We start from the raw sequence: 20424 nt of genomic DNA on the forward strand, positions 1-20424 counted from the left end.
ACACCCATGAGCCCCGCCGAAGGCGACCCGCAGCGGATCCTGATCGTGGACGACGAGCCCGCCGTACGCGAGGCGCTCCAGCGCAGCCTCGCCTTCGAGGGCTACGGCACCGAGGTGGCCGTGGACGGCGCGGACGCCCTGGAGAAGGCGGCCGCGTACCGCCCCGACCTCGTCGTGCTCGACATCCAGATGCCCCGCATGGACGGCCTGACGGCCGCCCGCAGGCTCCGCGCCACCGGCTCGACGACCCCGATCCTGATGCTCACCGCCCGGGACACGGTCGGCGACCGCGTCTCGGGCCTGGACGCGGGTGCGGATGACTACCTGGTCAAGCCCTTCGAGCTGGACGAGCTCTTCGCCCGCATCCGCGCCCTGCTGCGGCGCAGCTCGTACGCGGTGGCCGCCGGGCAGACGACGGAGAGCGAGGTGCTCTCCTTCGCCGACCTGCGGATGGACCTCGCCACGCGTGAGGTGACGCGCGGCACGCGCACCGTGGAGCTGACCCGCACCGAGTTCACGCTCCTGGAGATGTTCCTGGCGCACCCGCGCCAGGTGCTCACCCGGGAGCAGATCCTGAAGGCGGTGTGGGGCTTCGACTTCGAGCCGTCGTCCAACTCCCTCGACGTGTACGTCATGTACTTGCGCCGCAAGACGGAGGGCGGCGGCGAGCCGCGCCTGGTGCACACGGTGCGGGGCGTGGGGTACGTGCTGCGCGCGGACGCCGCGGGGACCGGCGGCCGCGAGTGAGGGGCCTGCCGAACCGTCTGAAGGCGCTGCCGCTGCGGTCGCGGCTCGCGCTGCTCGTCGCCGCGGCGGTCGCCTTCGCGGTCGCCGCCGCGGCGGTGGCGTGCTGGTTCGTGGTGCGCAACGTGCTGGTCAGCTCGTTGGACTCCGCCCTGAGCGAGCGCCGTACCAGCGGGCTCGACGAGGCGGTGAGCGCCTTGATCGACAAGGACACCGGCCGGTGCGGCCGCGCGTCGCTCGCGCGGACCAACAGCCCGGACCTGTACGAGCAGATCTTCCAGGTGGTCGACCAGGGCGGCAACAGCTGCGTCGTCCTGGGGCGGCCGGACGTCACCCTTCAACTGAAGAAGTCGGACACCGAGGTCGCCCTGCGCGAGCGCGACGAGGCCTTCCACGACGCCACCACGTCCGACGGCAAGAAGTACCGCGTCTACACCTACCCGATGCCCGGTCAGCCCTTCGCGATCTCCATCGCCCGCCCCCTCAACGAGGTCCAGGACACCCTGAGCAACCTCGTCCTGGTGCTCTCCCTGGTGGCCGGGGTGGGCATCGTCGGCGCGGGCGCCGCGGGTCTGTGGGTCGCGCGCACGGGGCTGCGCCCGGTGGACGAGCTGACGGCCGCCGTCGAGCACGTGGCCCGTACCGAGGACCTGAGTCTGCGCATCCCGACGGAGGAGGCCAGCGACGACGAGATCGCCCGGCTCTCCCGGTCCTTCAACGCGATGACGTCGGCCCTGGCCTCATCCCGCGACCTCCAGCAGCAGCTCATCGCCGACGCGGGGCACGAGCTGCGCACCCCGCTCACCTCGCTCCGTACGAACATCGAGCTGCTCGCCCGCAGCGAGGAGACGGGCCGCGCCATCCCGCCCGACGACCGCCGGGCGCTGCTCGCGTCGGTCAAGGCGCAGATGACTGAGCTGGCCTCGCTCATCGGCGACCTCCAGGAGCTGTCCCGGCCGGACGCGGCGGGCGAGAGCAAGGTGCAGGTCGTCGCCCTGCACGAGATCGTGGACACGGCCCTCCAGCGGGCCCGGCTCCGCGGCCCCGAGCTGACCTTCGAGGCCGACCTCACGCCGTGGTACGTCCGCGCGGAGCCGCCCGCCCTGGAGCGGGCCATCGTCAACATCCTGGACAACGCGGTGAAGTTCGGCCCGCCGGGCACGGCCATCGAGGTCGCCCTGAAGCACGGCGTCCTGACCGTACGGGACCACGGCCCCGGCATCCCGCCGGACGAACTGCCCCACGTCTTCGACCGCTTCTGGCGCTCCCCCACCGCCCGCAGCCTGCCCGGCTCCGGCCTCGGTCTGTCCATCGTGGCCCGCGCGGTCCGCCAGTCGGGCGGCGAGGTGACCCTGGGCCCGGCCCCCACCGCCGGAACGGTGGCGACCGTGACGCTCCCCGGGGCTCCCGCGCCACCGCCTGCCGCGCCCTGACCCCCGTACGGAAAACAAACGAGACGCAGCGTCTTGCGTGGACGGCGAGCGGGCGCTACGGTTGCACTACTGAGAGACGAACCGTCTCGTCTCATAGCTCCCCTGTCGTCCACGAAAGAAGCCTCATTTGTTCCGTGCACCCGCAGTACCCGCCGCCCCTGCCGCCGCCTCCTCGCAGCTCACGCTCGCCGACGTCACCAAGCGCCATCCGCACCACGTCGTCCTCGACCGCGTCTCGCTCAGCGTCCGGCCCGGCGAGAAGGCCGGGGTCATCGGGGACAACGGCTCCGGCAAGTCCACCCTGCTCCGGCTGCTCGCCGGGGCGGAGCGGCCCGACAACGGCACGGTGACCGTGGTCGCGCCCGGCGGCGTCGGGCACCTCGCGCAGACCCTGGACCTGCCGGACTCGGCGCGCGTCGGCGACGCCGTCGACCTCGCCCTGGCCGAACTCCGCGCCCTGGAGCGACGGATCGGGGCCGCGGCCGCGCGGCTCGACGAGCGCGAACCGTCCTCGTACGAGGAGTACGCCGCCCTCGTCGAGGAGTTCGAGGCCCGCGGCGGCTACGGCGCGGACCGGCGCGTCGACGTCGCCCTGCGGCACCTGGGCGAGCACACGGGCCTGGACCGCGCGCGGCGGCTCGGCACCCTCTCCGGCGGGCAGCGCTCCCGCCTCGCCCTGGCCGCGACGCTCGCCGCCGCGCCCGAGCTGCTGCTGCTCGACGAGCCCACCAACGACCTCGACGACGAGGCCGTCGCCTGGCTGGAGGAGCGGCTGCGCGCCCACCGGGGCACGCTCGTCGCCGTCACCCACGACCGGACGTTCCTCGACCGCGTCACCGACACCATCCTGGAGGTCGACCACGAGACCCGTTCCGTGCGCCGCTACGGCAACGGCTACGCGGGATACCTGACCGCCAAGGCCGCCGAACGGGCCCGGCAGGCGCGGGAGTACGAGGAGTGGCGCGCCGAGGTGGCCCGCAGGTCGCGGCTCGCCGACTCCCACATCGGGCGGCTCGACGCGATTCCGCGCAAGGCGCCTGCGGCGTTCAGCGGCGCGGGGGCCTTCCGCGCCCGGTCGCGGGCGCACGGCGCGATGAGCCGCATCCGTGACGCGCGCGAGCGCCTGGCGCGGCTCGCCGCGAACCCGGCGCCCCGGCCGCCCGAACCCCTGCGGTTCACCGCCGCCATCGCCGGGACCGCGGACCGCGCCGTCGAACTCGCCGACGTACGCGTGCCGGGGCGGCTCGCGCTCGACGAGCTGCACGTGCCCGCGGGCGGGCGCCTGCTCGTCACCGGGCCCAACGGCGCGGGCAAGTCCACACTGCTGCGCGTGCTCGCGGGCGAGCTGGCCCCCGACCCGGGCGCCACGGTCCGCAGGCCCGCGCGGGTGGGGCTGCTGCGGCAGGTGGAGGAGCCGCTGTCACGGCCCGGCGGGAACCGCTCGGTGCTCGCCGCGTTCGGCGCGGAGCGCGCCGAGGAGCTGCTCGCGCTCGGGCTCTTCCGGGAGCGGGACCTGGTCCGGCCCGTGCGCGACCTTTCCACCGGGCAGCGGCGGCGGCTCGCCCTGGCCCGCCTGGTCAGCGAGCCGTACGACCTGCTGCTCCTGGACGAGCCGACGAACCATCTGGCGCCCTCCCTGGTGGAGGACCTGGAGGCGGCGCTCGCGGCCTACCCCGGCACGGTGGTCGTGGTCAGCCACGACAGGAGACTCCGGGAGGCCTTCCCGGGCCAGACCCTGCGCCTCGGCTGACACCGCACGCCCGCCTTGCCGCCCCGCCGCCGCACCGGGGCTAGCCGAAGCCGATGCCGTAGCCCTGTACCTCCGCGCGGATGCCGTCCCTGCGGACCGTGACGTCGCGCAGGCCCACCGCTCCCTCGCCCGGCAGCCGGGGCAGTTGGAAGGCTAGGGAGAGGCGGTCGGCGAGGACGGGGCGGGTGAGGCCGTCGAGACCCTTGAGGAGGGCGGGGTCGAGGCCGAGGCGGCGGAGCAGCTCGGGGTGCTCCATGGCCACGTCCAGGAGGTTCAGGCGCATCACGTCGTCGACGAACCGCGGCGAGCCCGTGAGGTCGTTGAGCTTGGCGTCGCTGCGCAGCGCCTCGCGCACGGCCGCGTCGGGCAGGCCGAGGCGGTGGGCGATCGTCGGCACCGCGAGGAGCGCCTTGGCCCGGTCCGACTCCCGGGCCACCCGCCCGGCGGACTTCCGGCTCAGATGCAGCCCCTCGGAGGCCCGCGCCCCGGGCCGGTACGTGGCCAGGTCGCCGATGTCGAGCCGCATCCGGTCGATGTCGGTGGCCACGCCGCGCACCCCGACGCGCTCGATGTGGGCGTCGGCGCGCACCTTCAGGTCGTGCCCGGCGACGGGCAGCGTGCCGCGCGCGAGGACCTGGTCACGGCCGTGCCCGGTGAACGTGACCTGCGAGGCGCCGAGTTCACGGTTCAGATCGTCGAAGGAGAGCAGCACCTCACCGTGCATCTTGTCGATGACGGCGCCGGTGAGGGAGGTGGGCCCGTCGCCCTTGAGGGTCACGTCCGTCGCGGTCGCCGAGACCTTCGCGAGCGAGACCCGGTCGGCGGCGACGTCGGGGACGGTGACCCGGACCTGGTCGAGACGCTGGTCGAGGACCTGGGTGAGGAAGGGGAAGCCCTCGATGTCGACCTCGGGCGCCGCGCTGAGGTTCAGCTGGTCCTTGAGCTTGTCGGCGGCCTCGTGCTCGGCGTAGAGGAGGGCCCAGCGGTCGGCGAGGACGAAGAAGGCGGCGCCGACGGCAAGCGCGACGAGCGTCTTCACGGCGAACGGAAGCCCGGCGAACCGGTTGCGACGGCGACGGCTGCCCCGCCGGTGGTTGGGCGGAGCCCAGGGCTCGTCGTCGGCAGCTCCGCCGTCTTCCTCAAGGAAGTCGTCCAGCGGGTTCGGCGCGAGTTCTGCCAGCTCGTCGTACGGATTGGGCTTCTTCGGGGGGTCAGTCGGGGGGTCAGTCGTGGGGGCTATGCGGTGGGGGGAACGCATCCGGTGATCTCACCATACGTTCACACCCCACCCCAAGCCTCATTGCGGAGAGTTACTTCACAACCGTGATGCGGTCCGCCTTCGGCGGCGCGATCGGCTTGGCCGCCGAGGAGTTCGCGGCGAAGTAGTCGTTGAGCGCCTTCAGGTCGTCCGCGCCGACCAGCGGCTTCGTGCCCTTGCCCAGCTCGGCGAAGCCGTCGCCGCCGCCCGCGAGGAAGGAGTTCAGGGCGACGCGGTAAGTGGCGTTCGCGTCCAGCGGCTTGCCGTTCAGGCGCACCGAGTCGGTGACGATCCGGTCCGCGCCCGTCTTCGTCATGTCCAGCGTGTACGTGAGCCCGTCGGAGATCTGGAGGATCTTCGGGGAGGCCTCGTTCGAGCCGCTGACCTGCTGGCGCAGGGCGGTGAGCAGCTGCGCGCCGGTGAGGTCGACGAGGTTCACGGTGTTGGCGAACGGCTGCACGGTGAACGCCTCGCCGTACGTCACGACGCCGTCGCCCTCGCTACCGCTCGCCTTGTGGACGAGGTCGGAGCGGATGCCGCCCGGGTTCATCAGGGCCACGGCGGCCTTCGGGTCCAGGGACTTGGCGTGCGCGAGCTGCGCGTCGGCGATGAGGTCGCCGAGCGGCGACTCGGGCGTTCCGGCGCCCCGGCCGGGGATGTCGCCGGAGATGTAGCCGACGGGCCGGTTGGCGATGGGCGCGGCCAGCTTGTTCCAGCGGTCGATCAGGCGCGTCATGTCGGCGGCCTTGGGCTGCGTGCGGCTGACGACGTGGTTGGCGGACTGCACGCCGGTGCGCACGATGTCCTTGGTCTTGCGGTCGTACGTCAGCGTGGTGTCGGTGTAGAGCTTGCCGTACGAGGACGCCGACGTGACCATGCGCGGCTTGCCCGCCGGGTCGGGGATGGTGCACACGTACGCCTGGTGCGTGTGGCCGGTGACGAACGCGTCGACCTTGGGCGAGGCGTTCTTGGCGATCGCGGCGATGGGGCCGGAGATGCCGTCGCCCGCGCCCGGCGAGTCGCAGTCGTAGTTGTAGGCCTGGCTGGCCGGGGAGCCGCCCTCGTGGATGAGGGTGACGATCGACTTCACGCCCTGCTTGTCGAGGACCTTCGCGTACTTGTTGATCGTCTCGACCTCGTCGTGGAACTTCAGGCCCTTGATGCCGTCGGCCGAGACGATGTCCGGGGTGCCTTCGAGGGTGAGGCCGATGAAGCCGATCTTCACGCCCTTGTGCTTCCACACGAAGTAGGGCTTGAGGAGGGACTTGCCGGTCTTCTCCTTGGTCACGTTCGCCGTGAGGTAGGGGAAGTCGGCGCCCTTGAACTCCTTGGCCTTGCCGTGCTTGTCCTTCTCGTAGCAGCCGTCCTTGGGGTGACAGCCGCCGTTCTGGATGCGCGACAGTTCCGCGGCGCCCTCGTCGAACTCGTGGTTGCCGACGCTGGAGACGTCCAGGTCCATCTTGTTCAGGGCCTCGACGCTCGGCTCGTCGTGGAAGAGCCCGGAGAGCAGCGGGCTCGCGCCTATGAGGTCGCCGGCCGCCGCCGTGATCGAGTACGGGTGGCCCTTGCGGGCCGTGCGCAGGGACGTCGCCAGATACTCGGCACCGCCCGCGTCGATCTTCTTCTCCGTGCCGTCCGGCTGCTTCTCGGTGACCTGGCCCGAGGAACCGGCGGGTGCCTGGAGGTTGCCGTGGAAGTCGTTGAAGGAGAGCAGCTGCACATCGACCGTGCGCTTCTTGCCGTGGTGCCCCACGGCCGCCATCCGGTCCTGACCCTGCTCCTGGCCCGCGGCCGCGGGCAGCGCGGCGGCGAGCGCGCCGACGGTGGCGAGGCCCGCCGTGAGGGCGAGCACCCGGGCGGCTCTGCGCCTCGGCCTGCGTGGCTGGGATGTGGCTGACACGTGTTCCCCTGGGGTGGTGTGGACGACTGGGGCCGTGCGGAAGCCTATGGTCAACGCGCGTAGCGCAACAGAGTCCCGCTGGTTACAGCCTGATAGCCATTCACGGGAACGCCGGGTGAAGACCGGCCCCTCCCCGGAGGGCCGGGGGCGAGCGCGCAGCGCGACGCCGCCCAAGGTGCCGCCGTCGGCGGAAGCCGACTTACCCTCGACGCATGACAGACGAGACGCCCGCCAGGACACCCGCCGCCCTCCGTCAGATCGACACGTACGACGTGCTCACGGCCGAGCAGGCCACCGCCGTGCTCGCGCTCCTCACGGAGGCCGCGCGCACCGACGGCCAGCAGGCCGTGTCCGAGCAGGGACGCCTCCAGCTGCGCGGCGGCGCCCGGGAGGGCGTGCGGCATCTGCTCCTGACGGTCGACGGCGAACTCGTCGGCTACGCACAGCTGGAGGACAACGACCCCGTCGAGGCCCCGGCCGCCGAGCTGGTGGTGCACCCGGCGCACCGCGGCCACGGGCACGGCCGTGCGCTCGGCGCCGCGCTGCTCGCGGAGTCGGGCAGGCGGCTGCGGGTGTGGGCGCACGGCGGGCACTCCGCGGCCCGGCACCTGGCGCAGGTGCTCGGCCTCACCCTGTTCCGCGAGCTGCGCCAGATGCGCCGGCCCCTGGACGGCCTCGACCTCGCCGAGCCGGCGCTGCCCGAGGGCGTGCGCGTACGCGCCTTCGTCCCCGGCGCGGACGACGCCGCCTGGCTCGCGGTGAACGCGGAGGCGTTCGCGCACCACCCGGAGCAGGGCTCGCTGACGCAGCGGGACCTCGACGACCGCAAGGCGGAGCCGTGGTTCGACCCGGCCGGGTTCTTCCTGGCCGAGCGCGTCTCCCCGGACGGCGCCGAGCTGATCGGCTTCCACTGGACGAAGACGCACGCGGCGGAGCGGCTCGGCGAGGTGTACGTCCTCGGGGTACGGCCCGGCGCCCAGGGCGGCGGCCTCGGCAAGTCCCTCACCGCGATCGGCCTCCGCCACCTGGCCGCGGCGGGCCTCCCGACGGCGATGCTGTACGTCGACGCGGACAACAAGGCGGCGGTGAGCGTGTACGAGCGGATGGGGTTCAGCATCCACGAGACGGACCTGATGTACCGCACGGAGTCCTGACGGGGGACCTCCAGGACCGCTTGTCGCGCTCCGCGCTCGTCCTCAAGCGCCGGACGGGCTGAAAGTGGGCTGAGCCGCACCGCGTCCTGACGGGGGGCCTCCGGGACCGCTTGTCGCGCTCCGCGCTCGTCCTCAGACGCCGGACGGGCTGAATGTGGGCTGAGCCGCACCGCTCGTCCGCACCCTTGAGGCGGACCTGGCGTACGGGCTGAATGTGGCCTGGCCCGCACCGCTCGTCCGCGGCGAACTCGGAGTGGGGCGGCACGAGTTCGTTCAGGCCGTTTCCCTGGCCGAGGCGTCGTGTAGACGCCTGGGGGTCCCCATGCGCACTCCCAGGCGTCATGTCGGCGTAACCAATGATTCAGACAGGCTTGCGACGCTCAGGCAATGCAGCCCCCCACCGTGCCCGAACCGGTGCAGGACCGTGCGCGCCACAACGGCCGGGCCCGTCCCGCGCCCGCGCTCTCCGGCGCGCCCGCCGGGGGTGACGCACGGAAGAATAAGACCATGAGCGAGCCCACCGCGCAGACCGAAGCCCCGAGCCCGGACGCCGACGGCATCCGGCACGTCCAGCCCTCCGTCGGCGCCCTCGCCGCGCACCGGCCGCACACCATCGCGGCCGCCGTCTCCGACCTCGATCCGGACATCGACGCCGACCTCGACGCGTACGACGAGGACGCCCAGGCGGGCCACGGCGGCGCCGCCCTTCCACAGGGCCGCTTCCTGGACCGGGAGCGCAGCTGGCTCGCCTTCAACGAACGCGTCCTGGAGCTCGCCGAGGACCCGGGCACCCCGCTCCTGGAGCGGGCGAACTTCCTGGCGATCTTCGCCTCGAACCTGGACGAGTTCTTCATGGTCCGGGTCGCGGGGCTCAAGCGCCGCATCGCGACCGGCGTCGCCACCCGATCGGCCTCCGGCCTCCAGCCCCGCGAGGTCCTCGAACTCATCTGGAACCGCTCCCGCGAGCTCATGGCCCGGCACGCCGCCTGCTACCAGGAAGAGGTCGCCCCCGCCCTCGCCGACGAGGGCATCCACGTGGTGCGCTGGCACGAGCTCACCGACAAGGAGCAGTCCCGGCTCTACACGCTGTTCATGCAGCGCATCTTCCCGGTGCTCACTCCCCTGGCCGTGGACCCCGCGCACCCCTTCCCGTACATCTCGGGCCTGTCCCTGAACCTCGCCGTGGTGATCGAGAACCCGGTCACGGGCCACGAGCACTTCGCCCGCGTCAAGGTCCCGCCGCTCCTGTCCCGCTTCCTGGAGGCCTCGCCGCAGCGGTACGTCCCCATCGAGGACGTCATCGCCGCGCCCAAGCACCTCCAGGAGCTGTTCCCGGGGATGAACATCCGGGAGCACCACATGTTCCGGCTCACCCGGAACGAGGACCTGGAGGTGGAGGAGGACGACGCCGAGAACCTCCTCCAGGCCCTGGAGAAGGAGCTGATGCGGCGCCGCTTCGGGCCGCCGGTGCGCCTGGAGGTCGAGGAGTCCATCGACAAGGACGTCCTCGACCTGCTGGTGCGCGAGCTGAAGATCAGCGAGGCCGAGGTGTACCCGCTGCCGGGGCCGCTCGACCTCACCGGTCTGTTCGCCATCGCGGGCCTGGACCGGCCCGAGCTGAAGTACCCCAAGTTCGTCGCGGGCACCCACCGGGACCTCGCCGAGGTCGAGTCGGCGTCCGCGCCCGACATCTTCGCCGCCCTGCGCGGCGGCCACGACGTGCTCCTGCACCACCCGTACGACTCGTTCTCCACGTCCGTGCAGGCCTTCCTCGAACAGGCCGCGGCCGACGAGAACGTGCTCGCCATCAAGCAGACCCTGTACCGCACCTCCGGCGACTCGCCGATAGTGGACGCGCTCATCGACGCCGCCGAGTCCGGCAAGCAGGTCCTCGTCCTGGTGGAGCTGAAGGCCCGCTTCGACGAGCAGGCCAACATCAAGTGGGCCCGCAAGCTGGAGGAGGCGGGCTGCCACGTCGTCTACGGCCTGGTCGGTCTGAAGACCCACTGCAAGCTGTCGCTCGTCGTCCGCCAGGAGGGCGACCAGCTGATGCGCTACTCGCACGTCGGCACCGGCAACTACCACCCCAAGACCGCCCGCCTGTACGAGGACCTGGGCCTGCTCACCGCCAACCAGGAAGTCGGCGCGGACCTCTCGGACCTGTTCAACCGGCTCTCCGGCTACTCGCGCCGCGAGACCTACCGCCGGCTCCTCGTGGCCCCGCGCTCCCTGCGCGACGGCCTGATCACCCGCATCAACCGGGAGGTCCAGCACCACCGCGCGGGCCGCCCCGCCTACGTCCGCATCAAGGTCAACTCGATCGTGGACGAGGCCGTCATCGACGCGCTGTACCGCGCCTCGCAGGCGGGCGTCACGGTGGACGTGTGGGTGCGCGGCATCTGCGCGGTGCGGCCCGGCGTCGCGGGGCTTTCCGAGAACATACGCGTGCGTTCCGTGCTCGGCCGCTTCCTGGAGCACTCCCGGGTCTTCGCCTTCGGCAACGGCGGCGAACCGGAGGTGTGGATCGGCAGCGCCGACATGATGCACCGCAACCTCGACCGCCGCATCGAGGCGATGGTGAGGGTCATGGCCCCGGCCCACCGGGCCACCCTCAACCGGCTGCTCGAGACCGGCATGTCGGACACCACGGCCTCGTGGCACCTGGGGGCGGACGGCAACTGGACGCGGCATTCCACGGACCCGGAAGGCCAGCCCCTGCGGAACGTACAGGAGATGCTCATAGACGCCCGGAGGCGCCGGCGTGGCACAGCAACACCATGAGATGACGGCGGGCGAGGCCCTGTCGGTCTACCTGCAGGACCAGGCGACCGAATTCCTCCGCTCGCTGCGGCTGCACCGCGAGTCCTCCACGGACGCACAAGGGGCCGAGGAGGCGCTCGCCGCGGCCCGCTCGCTGCGCCGCGCCGCGCGCCGCGTCGGCGCCACCCTGCACACCTTCCGCCCGCTCCTGGACCAGGAGTGGACGGAGGGGCTCCGGCCGGAGCTGGCCTGGCTCTCGGGCACGCTGGCGCGCGAGCACGCCTACGCCGCCCGGCTCGACCGCCTCCTGGGCGCCTTGCACCGCTTGTCGACCCCGGCTGCTCCCGCTGTGGGCAATCGGGCACAGCCCCCGGCGCCCCGCGCGGGCGAAGCAAAGGCAGGCGCCAGGAAGCCCGCAGGGCAGCTCGCCGTGGGGGCGGCCAAGGCGGCAGCCCTCCTGGAGCGCCAGCTCACCCTGGCCCGCACCAGGGCCCACTCCGCCGCCCTCCAGGCCTTCGGCTCCTCCCGCTTCCACGCCGTCGCCGACAACGTCGCCGTCATGGCCAGCGAGGTGCCCCTGCGCCCCGCCCCGGACACGGACCTGAAGCCCCTGGCCGCCGCGGCCGACGCCCACCTCACGGAGGCCGTCGCCGCCCTGCCACTGCTGCGCGCGGGCCACCCGTACAACGCCGAGGCCCTCGTCCACGGCCTGGCCGCCGACACGGCGCCGGAGGCCCAGGACGCCCCCTGGCTGAAGGTCCGCTCGCTGCTGCGCCTGCACCGCTACGCCCAGGAGGTCCTGCTCGGCGCCGCCCCGCCGGACGCCCGGCTCGCCGCGGCGGGTGCGGCCCTGGACCGCCACCGCGAGGCCGCGGAGGCCGCCGCGGCGGCCGCGGCCGCCGCCCGCACCCCGCGCATCGCCCCGGCCACCGCGTACGCGCTCGGCGTCCTGCACGCCGACCAGCGCCACGAGGTGGAGGCGGCGAGGTTCGCGTTCCAGCAGGCGTGGCTGCGGGAGGCGGTCACGGCACCGTGAGCCGAAGGGCGGTCCGATGACGGGCGCACCGGAGCCGGTCAGGGCGGCGGGCTGCGTCCTGTGGCGCCGCTCCACCGTCCCGGACGGCCTGGTCCTCTGCCTGGTCCACCGGCCGAAGTACGACGACTGGAGCTGGCCGAAGGGCAAGATCAAGCCGGGCGAGACGCTCCTGGCCTGCGCCCTGCGCGAGGTCGAGGAGGAGACGGGCCAGCGCTGCGCCCCCGGCCCGCCGCTCCCCACGGCCCGCTACCTCGCGAACGGCCGCCCCAAAGAGGTCCACTACTGGGCCGCCGAGGCCCTCGGCGGCCACTTCACGCCCAGCCGCGAGGTCGACCGCGTCCGCTGGCTCGCCCCGGGAGAGGCCCGCGCACGCCTCACCCAGCTCCGCGACCGCGAGCTCCTCGACGCCTTCCTGGCGGCCCCGCACGCCCTCGGGACGCTCTGACCCCGCGCCCACCTGCGGCCCCGCCTTCACCGGGGGGCGTGCACTACCCAGCGCCCGCTCACGAATGCGCGCCCACCGAAGCTTTCACGCGCTCGTCGATGTAATCGGCCCGTGACCTAACCACAAAGTCCGCGTAGGTTCACCGCTCGTTCACTTATGCCCATTGGCGGCTTCACCTGTTCTGCCTAATTTCGGCCTTACGCGGTGCGACGGCGTGATCGTCGAGAAGCCCCGCCCGCGTACTCGCACCAGCGGCCACCACGGCCACCCGAACCACTTCGCACGCCGCCACGACAGGCCAGCTCACGGCCGGCGGCTCCCGGAAGGAACTCCCGAAAGTGAAGCTTCAGCGCATGAACCGGCGGGCCCTCACCCTCGGTGCTCTCGCCGTCTCCGGCGCCCTGGCCCTCACGGCGTGCGGCTCGGACGACGACGGCAGCAGCAACGGCGGCAAGAAGACCACCGCCAACAGCAACATCGACTGCGAGGGGGCCAAGGGCCAGCTCATGGCCTCCGGCTCGTCCGCGCAGAAGGGCGCCATCGACGCCTGGGTCAAGCAGTACCGCGCGGCCTGCAAGGAAGTGCAGCTGCAGTACAAGCCCGACGGCTCCGGCGCCGGCATCACCTCCTTCCTCCAGGGCCAGACCGCCTTCGCGGGCTCCGACTCGGCCCTGAAGCCGGAGGAGATCGCCAAGTCGAAGAAGGTCTGCAAGGGCAGCCAGGCCATCGACCTGCCGATGGTCGGCGGCCCGATCGCGATCGGCTACAACGTCCCGGGCGTCGACAGCCTCACCCTGGACGCCAAGACCGTCGCCGACATCTTCAACGACAAGATCAAGACCTGGGACGACAAGGCGATCCAGAAGCTCAACCCGGACGCCAAGCTCCCCAGCACCAAGATCCAGGCCTTCCACCGCTCGGACGAGTCCGGCACCACGGACAACTTCACCAAGTACCTGAAGGGCGCCGCGCCCTCCGCCTGGCCGCACGAGCCCGCCAAGATCTGGGCCGCCAAGGGCGGCCAGTCCGCGAGCGGCTCCTCCGGCGTCGCCCAGCAGGTGAAGCAGACCGAGGGCGCCATCTCCTACATGGAGCTGTCGTACGCCAGCGAGGGCATCAAGACCGTCGACATCAAGACGGGCGCCAAGGCGCCGGTCAAGGCCACCGTCGACAACGCCTCCAAGGCCATCTCCGAGGCCAAGGTCGTCGGCAAGGGCAAGGACCTCGCCATGGAGCTGAACTACAAGCCCTCGGCCGAGGGCGCGTACCCGATCATCCTGGTCACGTACGAGATCGTCTGCGAGAAGAACAACAACAAGGACACCCTCGCCACCGCGAAGTCCTTCCTGAACTACATCGCGAGCGACGACGGCCAGTCCGTCCTGAAGGACGAGTCCTACGCCCCGATGCCGACCGAGATCATCACCAAGGTCCGCGAGACCGTCAAGGGCCTGAGCTGAACCTGAGCGCGGCCCGCCTCCCCGGCGGGCCGCGCCGTCCGGTGCACCGCCGCCTGGAACCGTCCGCGCCCACCGCGCGACCGGCTCCGCAGACCGGAGAACCCCATGGACATACCCACCGACACCCCTCCCCCGCCCTCGCCCGTCGAGGACATCAAGCCCACGACCACCGAGCAGAAGCGCGCCGCACGCGGCGCCACCCGCCCCGGTGACCGGATCTTCCTCACGCTCTCGCGGGGCTCCGGCATCGTGCTGCTGCTGATCATGGCCGCCATCGCGGCCTTCCTCGCCTACCGCGCGTCCATCGCGCTCGCGGACAACGAGGGCAGCTTCCTCACCACCTTCGAGTGGGACCCCGCCGGCGCCCTGCACGACGGCAAGCCCTACTTCGGCATCGCCGTCCTGGTCTTCGGCACCATCGTGAGCTCGATCATCGCGCTCGCCATCGCCGTGCCCGTGGCCATCGGCATCGCCCTGTTCATCTCGCACTACGCGCCGCGCAGGCTGGCCGCCCCCCTCGCCTTCGTGATCGACCTGCTTGCCGCCGTGCCCTCGATCGTCTACGGCCTGTGGGGCGCCCTCGTGGTCGCCCCGAAGCTCACCGGGCTCTACAGCTGGCTCGACGACTACTTCGGCTGGACCGGCATCTTCGAGTACCAGGGCGGCGCCCCGCGCTCCCTCATGACCGTCGGCATCCTGCTCGCGATCATGATCCTGCCGATCATCACCAACGTGAGCCGCGAGGTCTTCCTCCAGTCCCCGAAGATGCACGAGGAGGCCGCGCTCGCCCTCGGCGCCACGCGCTGGGAGGTCATCCGCATGTCGGTCCTCCCCTTCGGCCGCTCGGGCGTCATCTCCGCCTCGATGCTGGGCCTCGGCCGCGCGCTCGGCGAGACGATCGCCGTGGCCACCGTGCTCTCCCCGACCTTCGTGATCCAGGCTTCCGTACTCGACTACGGCGGCGGCACGTTCGCGCAGAACATCGCCAGCAAGTTCAGTGAGGCCAGCGAGTACGGCCAGGACGCCCTCATCGCCTCCGGTCTCGTCCTCTTCGTTCTCACTCTTCTTGTCAACGGCGCGGCCCGGATGATCATCGCCCGCCGCAAGGAGTACTCGGGGGCCAACGCATGAGCACCACGACCATCAAGCCCGCCCCCGCCGACCTCAAGGCCGCGCGCCTGCCCCGCTGGACGCCCTACGTCGTCGCGGCCGGCTCCCTCGCCGTGGCCAGCGGTGTCGGCCTCGCCGCGGACCTGAGCTCCCGCGCCCAGTGGGGCCTGATCGCGGCCCTGCTGTTCGTCGGCGTCTCCTACGCCCTCGCGGCCCGGGTGGAAGGCACGCGCCAGGCCAAGGACCGCCTCGCCACCTCGGTGGTGTGGGTGATGTTCCTGCTGGCCGTGGTCCCGCTGGCGTCGCTGATCTACGAGACCGTCAAGCGCGGCGTGAAGGTCCTCGACGGCTACTTCCTCACCCACTCCATGGGCGTCGTCGCCGACGACGAGACCGGCGGCGGCATCTACCACGCCATCGTCGGCACCCTCCAGCAGGTGGGGCTCGCCTGCCTGATCGCCGTGCCGATCGGCCTGCTCACCGCGATCTACCTCGTCGAGTACGGACGCGGCAGGCTCGCCAAGGCGGTCACCTTCTTCGTCGACGTGATGACGGGCATCCCGTCCATCGTCGCGGGTCTGTTCGTCCTCAGCTTCTGGATCCTGATCCTGGACTTCGACCCCTCCGGCTGGGCCGGCGCCATGGCGCTGTCGATCCTGATGATGCCGGTGGTCGTGCGCTCCACCGAGGAGATGCTGAAGCTCGTCCCGAACGAGCTGCGCGAGGCGTCGCTCGCCCTCGGCGTACCGAAGTGGCGCACCATCCTGAAGGTGGTCCTGCCCACCGCGATCGGCGGCATCACGACCGGCGTCATGCTGGCCGTCGCCCGCATCGCCGGTGAGACCGCGCCCGTCCTGCTCCTCGTCTGGACGACGCCCTTCATCAACACGAACCCGTTCGACGGCGCCCAGGGCTCACTGCCGCTTTACATCTACCAGCAGTACTCGTCCGGCACGAACGCCGGTTACGACCGTGCCTGGGCAGCGGCCCTCACCCTGATCGCCTTCATCATGATCCTCAATCTCGTGGCCCGCGGCATCGCCCGCTGGAAGGCCCCGAAGACCGGTCGCTAAGGCGACATCATTCGGCTCCGCCGAGTGGGGCCATCAGCGACCAACAGCAGACTTCTCGAAAGCAGTGATCCCCATGGCCAAGCGAATCGACGTATCGGGCCTGAACGCCTTCTACGGCTCGCACAAGGCGATCGAAGACATCTCCATGACGGTCGAGCCCCGCTCGGTGACGGCCTTCATCGGCCCCTCCGGCTGCGGCAAGTCCACGTTCCTGCGCACCCTGAACCGCATGCACGAGGTCACGCCCGGCGGCCGCGTCGAGGGCAAGGTCCTCCTCGACGGCGACGACCTGTACGGCTCGGGCGTCGACCCGGTGAACGTGCGCCGGACCATCGGCATGGTGTTCCAGCGCCCGAACCCGTTCCCGACGATGTCGATCTACGACAACGTGGCGGCGGGTCTGAAGCTCAACGGCTCGTACAAGAAGTCCGAGCTGAACGACGTCGTCGAGAAGTCCCTGCAGGGCGCCAACCTCTGGAACGAGGTCAAGGACCGCCTCAACAAGCCCGGCTCCGGTCTCTCCGGCGGTCAGCAGCAGCGGCTGTGCATCGCGCGGGCGATCGCGGTGGAGCCGCAGGTCCTCCTCATGGACGAGCCCTGCTCCGCCCTCGACCCGATCTCCACCCTCGCCATCGAGGACCTGATAGGCGAGCTGAAGGAACGCTTCACGATCGTCATCGTGACGCACAACATGCAGCAGGCGGCCCGCGTCTCGGACCGTACGGCGTTCTTCAACCTCGCGGCGGTCGGCCAGCCCGGCAAGCTCATCGAGATCGACGACACCGAGCGCATCTTCTCCAACCCGTCGGTCCAGGCCACCGAGGACTACATCTCCGGCCGCTTCGGCTGAGCCACCCCGACTCCCCGCGGTGCTGCATGGCGGTGCCACCGCGGGGGACGCAAAAGGGCCCGCCCCTGGCTCCCAGGGGCGGGCCCGCGCGCTTGTCCGTTCCAGTCCTAGAGGAACGCCAGGTTCACGATCCAGAAGCTGACCGCGGCGACGATCGCGGCCGCGGGCATGGTGATGAACCAGCCGAGAATGATGTTCTTGGCGACCCCCCACCGCACGGCGTTGACCCGCTTGGTGGCACCCACACCCATGATCGCCGAGGTGATCACATGGGTCGTGGAGATCGGCGCGTGGAACATGAAGGCGGTGGTGAACATGATCCCCGCGCCCGTGGTCTCCGCCGCGAAGCCCTGCGGCGGATCGAGCTCGATGATCTTCCGGCCGAGCGTCCGCATGATGCGCCAGCCACCGGCGTACGTGCCCAGCGACAGCATCACCGCGCAGGAGATCTTCACCCAGACCGGGATCGGGTCGCCCGGGTTCTCCACGTCGGCGATGACGAGGGCCATCACCACGATGCCCATCGTCTTCTGCGCGTCCTGCAGACCGTGACCGAGCGCCATGCCCGCGGCCGACACGGTCTGGGCGATCCGGAAGCCCCGCTTGGCCTTGTGCGGGTTGGACTTCCGGAACATCCACATGATCGCGCACATCACGAGATAGCCGACCAGGAGCCCGACGAGCGGCGACAGGAACATCGGGATGACGATCTTCTCGACGACGCCCGACCAGATGACCCCGATGCCACCGGCGAGCGCGGCCCCCACGAGCCCGCCGAAAAGGGCGTGGGACGAGGAGGACGGCAGGCCGAAGTACCAGGTGACCAGGTTCCAGACGATCGCGCCGACCAGACCGGCGAAGAGGATCCACATCCCCTTGGTGCCGTGCGGCGTCTCGATCAGCCCTTCGCTGACCGTCTTGGCGATGCCACTGCCGAGGAAGGCACCGGCCAGGTTCATCACCGCGGCCATGGCGAGCGCCGCGCGGGGCGTCAGCGCACGCGTGGAGACCGAGGTGGCGATGGCGTTCGCGGAGTCGTGAAAGCCGTTCGTGTACGTGAAACCGAGCGCGACACCGATGGTCACGATCAGAGCGAAGGTGTCCATGAAGTGACTCAGGACTCCTTGACCGCGATGGTCTCCACGGTGTTCGCCACGTGCTCGAACGCGTCGGCGGCCTCTTCGAGGACGTCCACGATCTGCTTGAGCTTCAGCACCTCGATGGCGTCGTACTTGCCGTTGAAGAGGTGGGCGAGCAGCTTGCGGTGGATCTGGTCGGCCTGGTTCTCCAGGCGGTTGACCTCGATCCAGTATTCGGTGAGGTTGTCCATGGTGCGCAGGTGCGGCATGGCCTCGGCCGTCAGCTCGGCGGCCCGGGCGAGCACCTCGATCTGCTGCTCGACGCCCTTGGGGAGCTCCTCGACCTGGTACAGGACGACCAGGTCGACGGCCTCCTCCATGAAGTCCATGATGTCGTCGAGCGAGGACGCGAGGGAGTAGATGTCCTCGCGGTCGAACGGCGTGATGAACGAGGAGTTCAGCTGGTGGAAGATCGCATGCGTCGCGTCGTCCCCCGCGTGTTCCGCGGCCCGCATACGCTCTGCGATCTCGGCTCGGGCCGAGGCGTCGGCCCCGAGCAGTTCCATCAGGAGCTTCGAGCCAGTGACGATGTTGTCCGCGGATGCGGCGAACATGTCGTAGAAGCTCGTCTCCCTGGGGGTCAGACGAAATCGCACGTGGGGTCCTCGGGGTGCTTTGGATGCGGTCAGGCTGATGCTAGGCGCATCATCTGGCCACGGCTAACCGGCCATACCCCAGTGTCGCCCATCAGGCACAGTTATCAGCACACCACCCGAGAAATCCAGTACCATATACCCACCAGGGGTATGCACAGGAGGACGCGATGACGACCACAGAGGCGGCCGCGGCGGCCACGGGCACCGAAGCGCCCTCCGGTTCCGAGCAGAGCGCGGGCCACCAGACGCACGGGTACCACAAGCAGAAGGACGAGCACCTCAAGCGGCTGCGCCGCATCGAGGGCCAGATCCGCGGCCTGCAGCGCATGGTCGAGGAGGACGTCTACTGCATCGACATACTCACCCAGGTGTCGGCCGGCACGAAGGCGCTCCAGTCCTTCGCCCTGCAGCTCCTGGAGGAGCACCTGCGGCACTGCGTCGCGGACGCGGCGGTCAAGGGCGGCGACGAGATCGACGCGAAGGTCGAGGAGGCCACGAAGGCCATCGCCCGCATGCTCCGCACCTGACCCCCACGGAGCGCCGCCCCGGGCCCTGCTGCTTCCCGCCCGCCCCCCGGGAGGGCGCTACGCCCCCGGGCCCGGGGGCGGCGGGCCGTCGTCCTGCTGGCTGTCGGAGACCCGCAGCACCTCGTCGATCCGGTCCGCACTGAGCCGCTCACCACGCGCAGCGGACGCCGCGATGATCAGTTCGCCGCACAGCTCGATCTCGGCGAGGGCAACGTGGTCCTGAACCGCCGTGCCGCGCACCAGAGCCACGTTCACCACCTCTTCCTGACCACGGTTGTGCCGGTACCGGCTTCCTAGAGTAGGGAGCGGCCTACGTACCGCGCATGGCACGGACGGGCCATATTGCGACTATCGGCCATCGATATGCGGCCACCGCTACCGCTCGGCGATCTTCCCGGCGTAGATGTCCTTCCGTGGCGGCAGCCGCACCCGCACCGGCGCCCCGAACCCGTACAGGAACGTCGTCGACGCGACCTCGGCATTGGCCACCTGGAACTGGTGGCGCAGCTTGCGCAGCCGCCCCCGGTCGTCGAGGTACGCGTCGAACGGAACACCGCCCTTGCTGAACCCTTTCGCCACCGCCGCCCGCAGCGCGTCCCCGTACTGGGCGGACGCCGCCGACGCCGCGTCCGCCAGATCGGCCACGCCCCGGTAGTGCCGCACGGCGACGTCGTCGACGCGCGTCTCGCGCACGTACGTCACCTGCCGCGCCCCGCGCAGGAGTTCGGCGGCGACGAGCGGATCGGTGGCTCCGCCCGTGACGAGGTTCCCGTCCGAGAGGGACGAGGTCTCGACCCGCACCCATTTGTCGGCGGGCACTCCGGCGCCGCGGTTCTTCATATAGAGGTCCCCGCCCGCCAGCAGCTCCGTGACCGGCGGCTTGCGCCGGCCGCGGTCCGCCGGGTCCTGCGGCAGCACGACGTCGAGCCGCCCCTGCCGCCGCCGGTAGTCGTACACGCCGTGGCCCCGGATGGTCACCCGGGTGCCGCCGCTGGCCATCTCCATGGACGTGCGCGCCTTGGAGGTGCCCGCGCGCACCAGCGAGTCGGCGGCGTCCCGCACCTCCTTGGCGGGGTCGTCGCTCGCGGCGGCACCGCCGCCCGAACAGCCCGTGGCGAGCGTCATGAGACCCACCGCGGCCGCGACGGCCGCCGTGCCCGTGTGCCTGCGCTGCTGCCCCATCGCCCTG

Annotated in this window: 18 protein-coding genes; 12 read left to right on the top strand and 6 right to left on the bottom strand. The window is 71.2% G+C overall.

What is annotated here, in order from left to right; genetic code table 11:
- Positions 1-6 precede the first annotated feature (6 nt).
- From CP982_RS20365 to abc-f, 3 genes are all read left to right on the top strand, one after another.
- Complete coding sequence (locus CP982_RS20365) at positions 7-747, top strand: response regulator transcription factor (protein WP_150511861.1); 741 nt, start codon at positions 7-9, stop codon at positions 745-747.
- On the top strand, positions 744-2177 hold the full coding sequence (locus CP982_RS20370; RefSeq protein ID WP_150511862.1) for a sensor histidine kinase: 1434 nt from the start codon (positions 744-746) through the stop codon (positions 2175-2177). Before CP982_RS20365 ends, CP982_RS20370 begins: the two co-directional genes overlap by 4 nt.
- A 127-nt stretch (positions 2178-2304) precedes the next feature.
- A complete protein-coding gene (gene abc-f / locus CP982_RS20375; protein ID WP_150511863.1) occupies positions 2305-3927 on the top strand; it encodes a ribosomal protection-like ABC-F family protein in 1623 nt (540 codons plus the stop codon).
- A 40-nt stretch (positions 3928-3967) separates the two neighbouring features.
- Here abc-f and CP982_RS20380 read toward each other — a convergent pair whose 3' ends face one another.
- Positions 3968-5185: an LmeA family phospholipid-binding protein gene (locus tag CP982_RS20380; RefSeq protein WP_150511864.1), complete on the bottom strand. Its 1218-nt coding sequence runs from the start codon at positions 5183-5185 to the stop codon at positions 3968-3970.
- 52 nt (positions 5186-5237) lie between these two features.
- Complete coding sequence (locus CP982_RS20385; RefSeq protein ID WP_150511865.1) at positions 5238-7085, bottom strand: bifunctional metallophosphatase/5'-nucleotidase; 1848 nt, start codon at positions 7083-7085, stop codon at positions 5238-5240.
- Positions 7086-7297: 212 nt separating this feature from the next.
- On the opposite strand from CP982_RS20385, the gene mshD reads away from it, so the two are divergent.
- From mshD to pstB, 8 genes are all read left to right on the top strand, one after another.
- Positions 7298-8239, top strand: coding sequence for a mycothiol synthase (gene mshD / locus CP982_RS20390; RefSeq protein WP_150511866.1), 942 nt, complete (start codon positions 7298-7300; stop codon positions 8237-8239).
- A 387-nt stretch (positions 8240-8626) separates the two neighbouring features.
- Positions 8627-11020, top strand: coding sequence for an RNA degradosome polyphosphate kinase (locus CP982_RS20395; RefSeq protein ID WP_372503387.1), 2394 nt, complete (start codon positions 8627-8629; stop codon positions 11018-11020).
- Positions 11001-12035 carry a CHAD domain-containing protein gene (locus tag CP982_RS20400; protein WP_372503388.1) on the top strand — a complete coding sequence of 345 codons (1035 nt, stop codon included), beginning with the start codon at positions 11001-11003 and terminating at the stop codon, positions 12033-12035. The genes CP982_RS20395 and CP982_RS20400 overlap by 20 nt, the downstream gene beginning before the upstream one ends.
- Before the next feature lie 16 nt (positions 12036-12051).
- The gene (locus CP982_RS20405) at positions 12052-12480 is read left to right on the top strand and encodes an NUDIX hydrolase (RefSeq protein WP_150511868.1); all 429 of its coding nucleotides are present in this window, start codon (positions 12052-12054) and stop codon (positions 12478-12480) included.
- A 338-nt stretch (positions 12481-12818) separates the two neighbouring features.
- Positions 12819-13940, top strand: coding sequence for a phosphate ABC transporter substrate-binding protein PstS (pstS, locus tag CP982_RS20410; protein WP_150511869.1), 1122 nt, complete (start codon positions 12819-12821; stop codon positions 13938-13940).
- A 105-nt stretch (positions 13941-14045) separates the two neighbouring features.
- Complete coding sequence (gene pstC / locus CP982_RS20415; RefSeq protein ID WP_150511870.1) at positions 14046-15071, top strand: phosphate ABC transporter permease subunit PstC; 1026 nt, start codon at positions 14046-14048, stop codon at positions 15069-15071.
- Entirely contained in the window at positions 15068-16123 is a 1056-nt protein-coding gene (gene pstA / locus CP982_RS20420; protein WP_150511871.1) for a phosphate ABC transporter permease PstA, read from the top strand. The genes pstC and pstA overlap by 4 nt, the downstream gene beginning before the upstream one ends.
- Before the next feature lie 73 nt (positions 16124-16196).
- A complete protein-coding gene (pstB, locus tag CP982_RS20425) occupies positions 16197-16973 on the top strand; it encodes a phosphate ABC transporter ATP-binding protein PstB (RefSeq protein ID WP_150511872.1) in 777 nt (258 codons plus the stop codon).
- A gap of 107 nt (positions 16974-17080) precedes the next feature.
- On the opposite strand, the gene CP982_RS20430 is transcribed toward pstB, so the two are convergent.
- Complete coding sequence (locus tag CP982_RS20430; protein WP_150511873.1) at positions 17081-18079, bottom strand: inorganic phosphate transporter; 999 nt, start codon at positions 18077-18079, stop codon at positions 17081-17083.
- An 8-nt stretch (positions 18080-18087) separates the two neighbouring features.
- Positions 18088-18708: a DUF47 domain-containing protein gene (locus CP982_RS20435; RefSeq protein ID WP_016644813.1), complete on the bottom strand. Its 621-nt coding sequence runs from the start codon at positions 18706-18708 to the stop codon at positions 18088-18090.
- A 167-nt stretch (positions 18709-18875) separates the two neighbouring features.
- Between CP982_RS20435 and CP982_RS20440 the strand changes: the two genes are divergently transcribed.
- A complete protein-coding gene (locus CP982_RS20440) occupies positions 18876-19235 on the top strand; it encodes a metal-sensitive transcriptional regulator (protein WP_150511874.1) in 360 nt (119 codons plus the stop codon).
- 57 nt (positions 19236-19292) lie between these two features.
- On the opposite strand, the gene CP982_RS20445 is transcribed toward CP982_RS20440, so the two are convergent.
- Both CP982_RS20445 and CP982_RS20450 read right to left on the bottom strand, forming a co-directional pair.
- On the bottom strand, positions 19293-19484 hold the full coding sequence (locus tag CP982_RS20445; protein ID WP_150515598.1) for a hypothetical protein: 192 nt from the start codon (positions 19482-19484) through the stop codon (positions 19293-19295).
- Between the two features lie 126 nt (positions 19485-19610).
- Entirely contained in the window at positions 19611-20417 is an 807-nt protein-coding gene (locus CP982_RS20450; protein ID WP_184925559.1) for an SCO4651 family lipoprotein, read from the bottom strand.
- Positions 20418-20424: the final 7 nt, after the last annotated feature.

The organism is Streptomyces spectabilis (assembly GCF_008704795.1).
In the GTDB taxonomy this organism is placed as follows: Bacteria; Actinomycetota; Actinomycetes; order Streptomycetales; family Streptomycetaceae; genus Streptomyces; species Streptomyces spectabilis.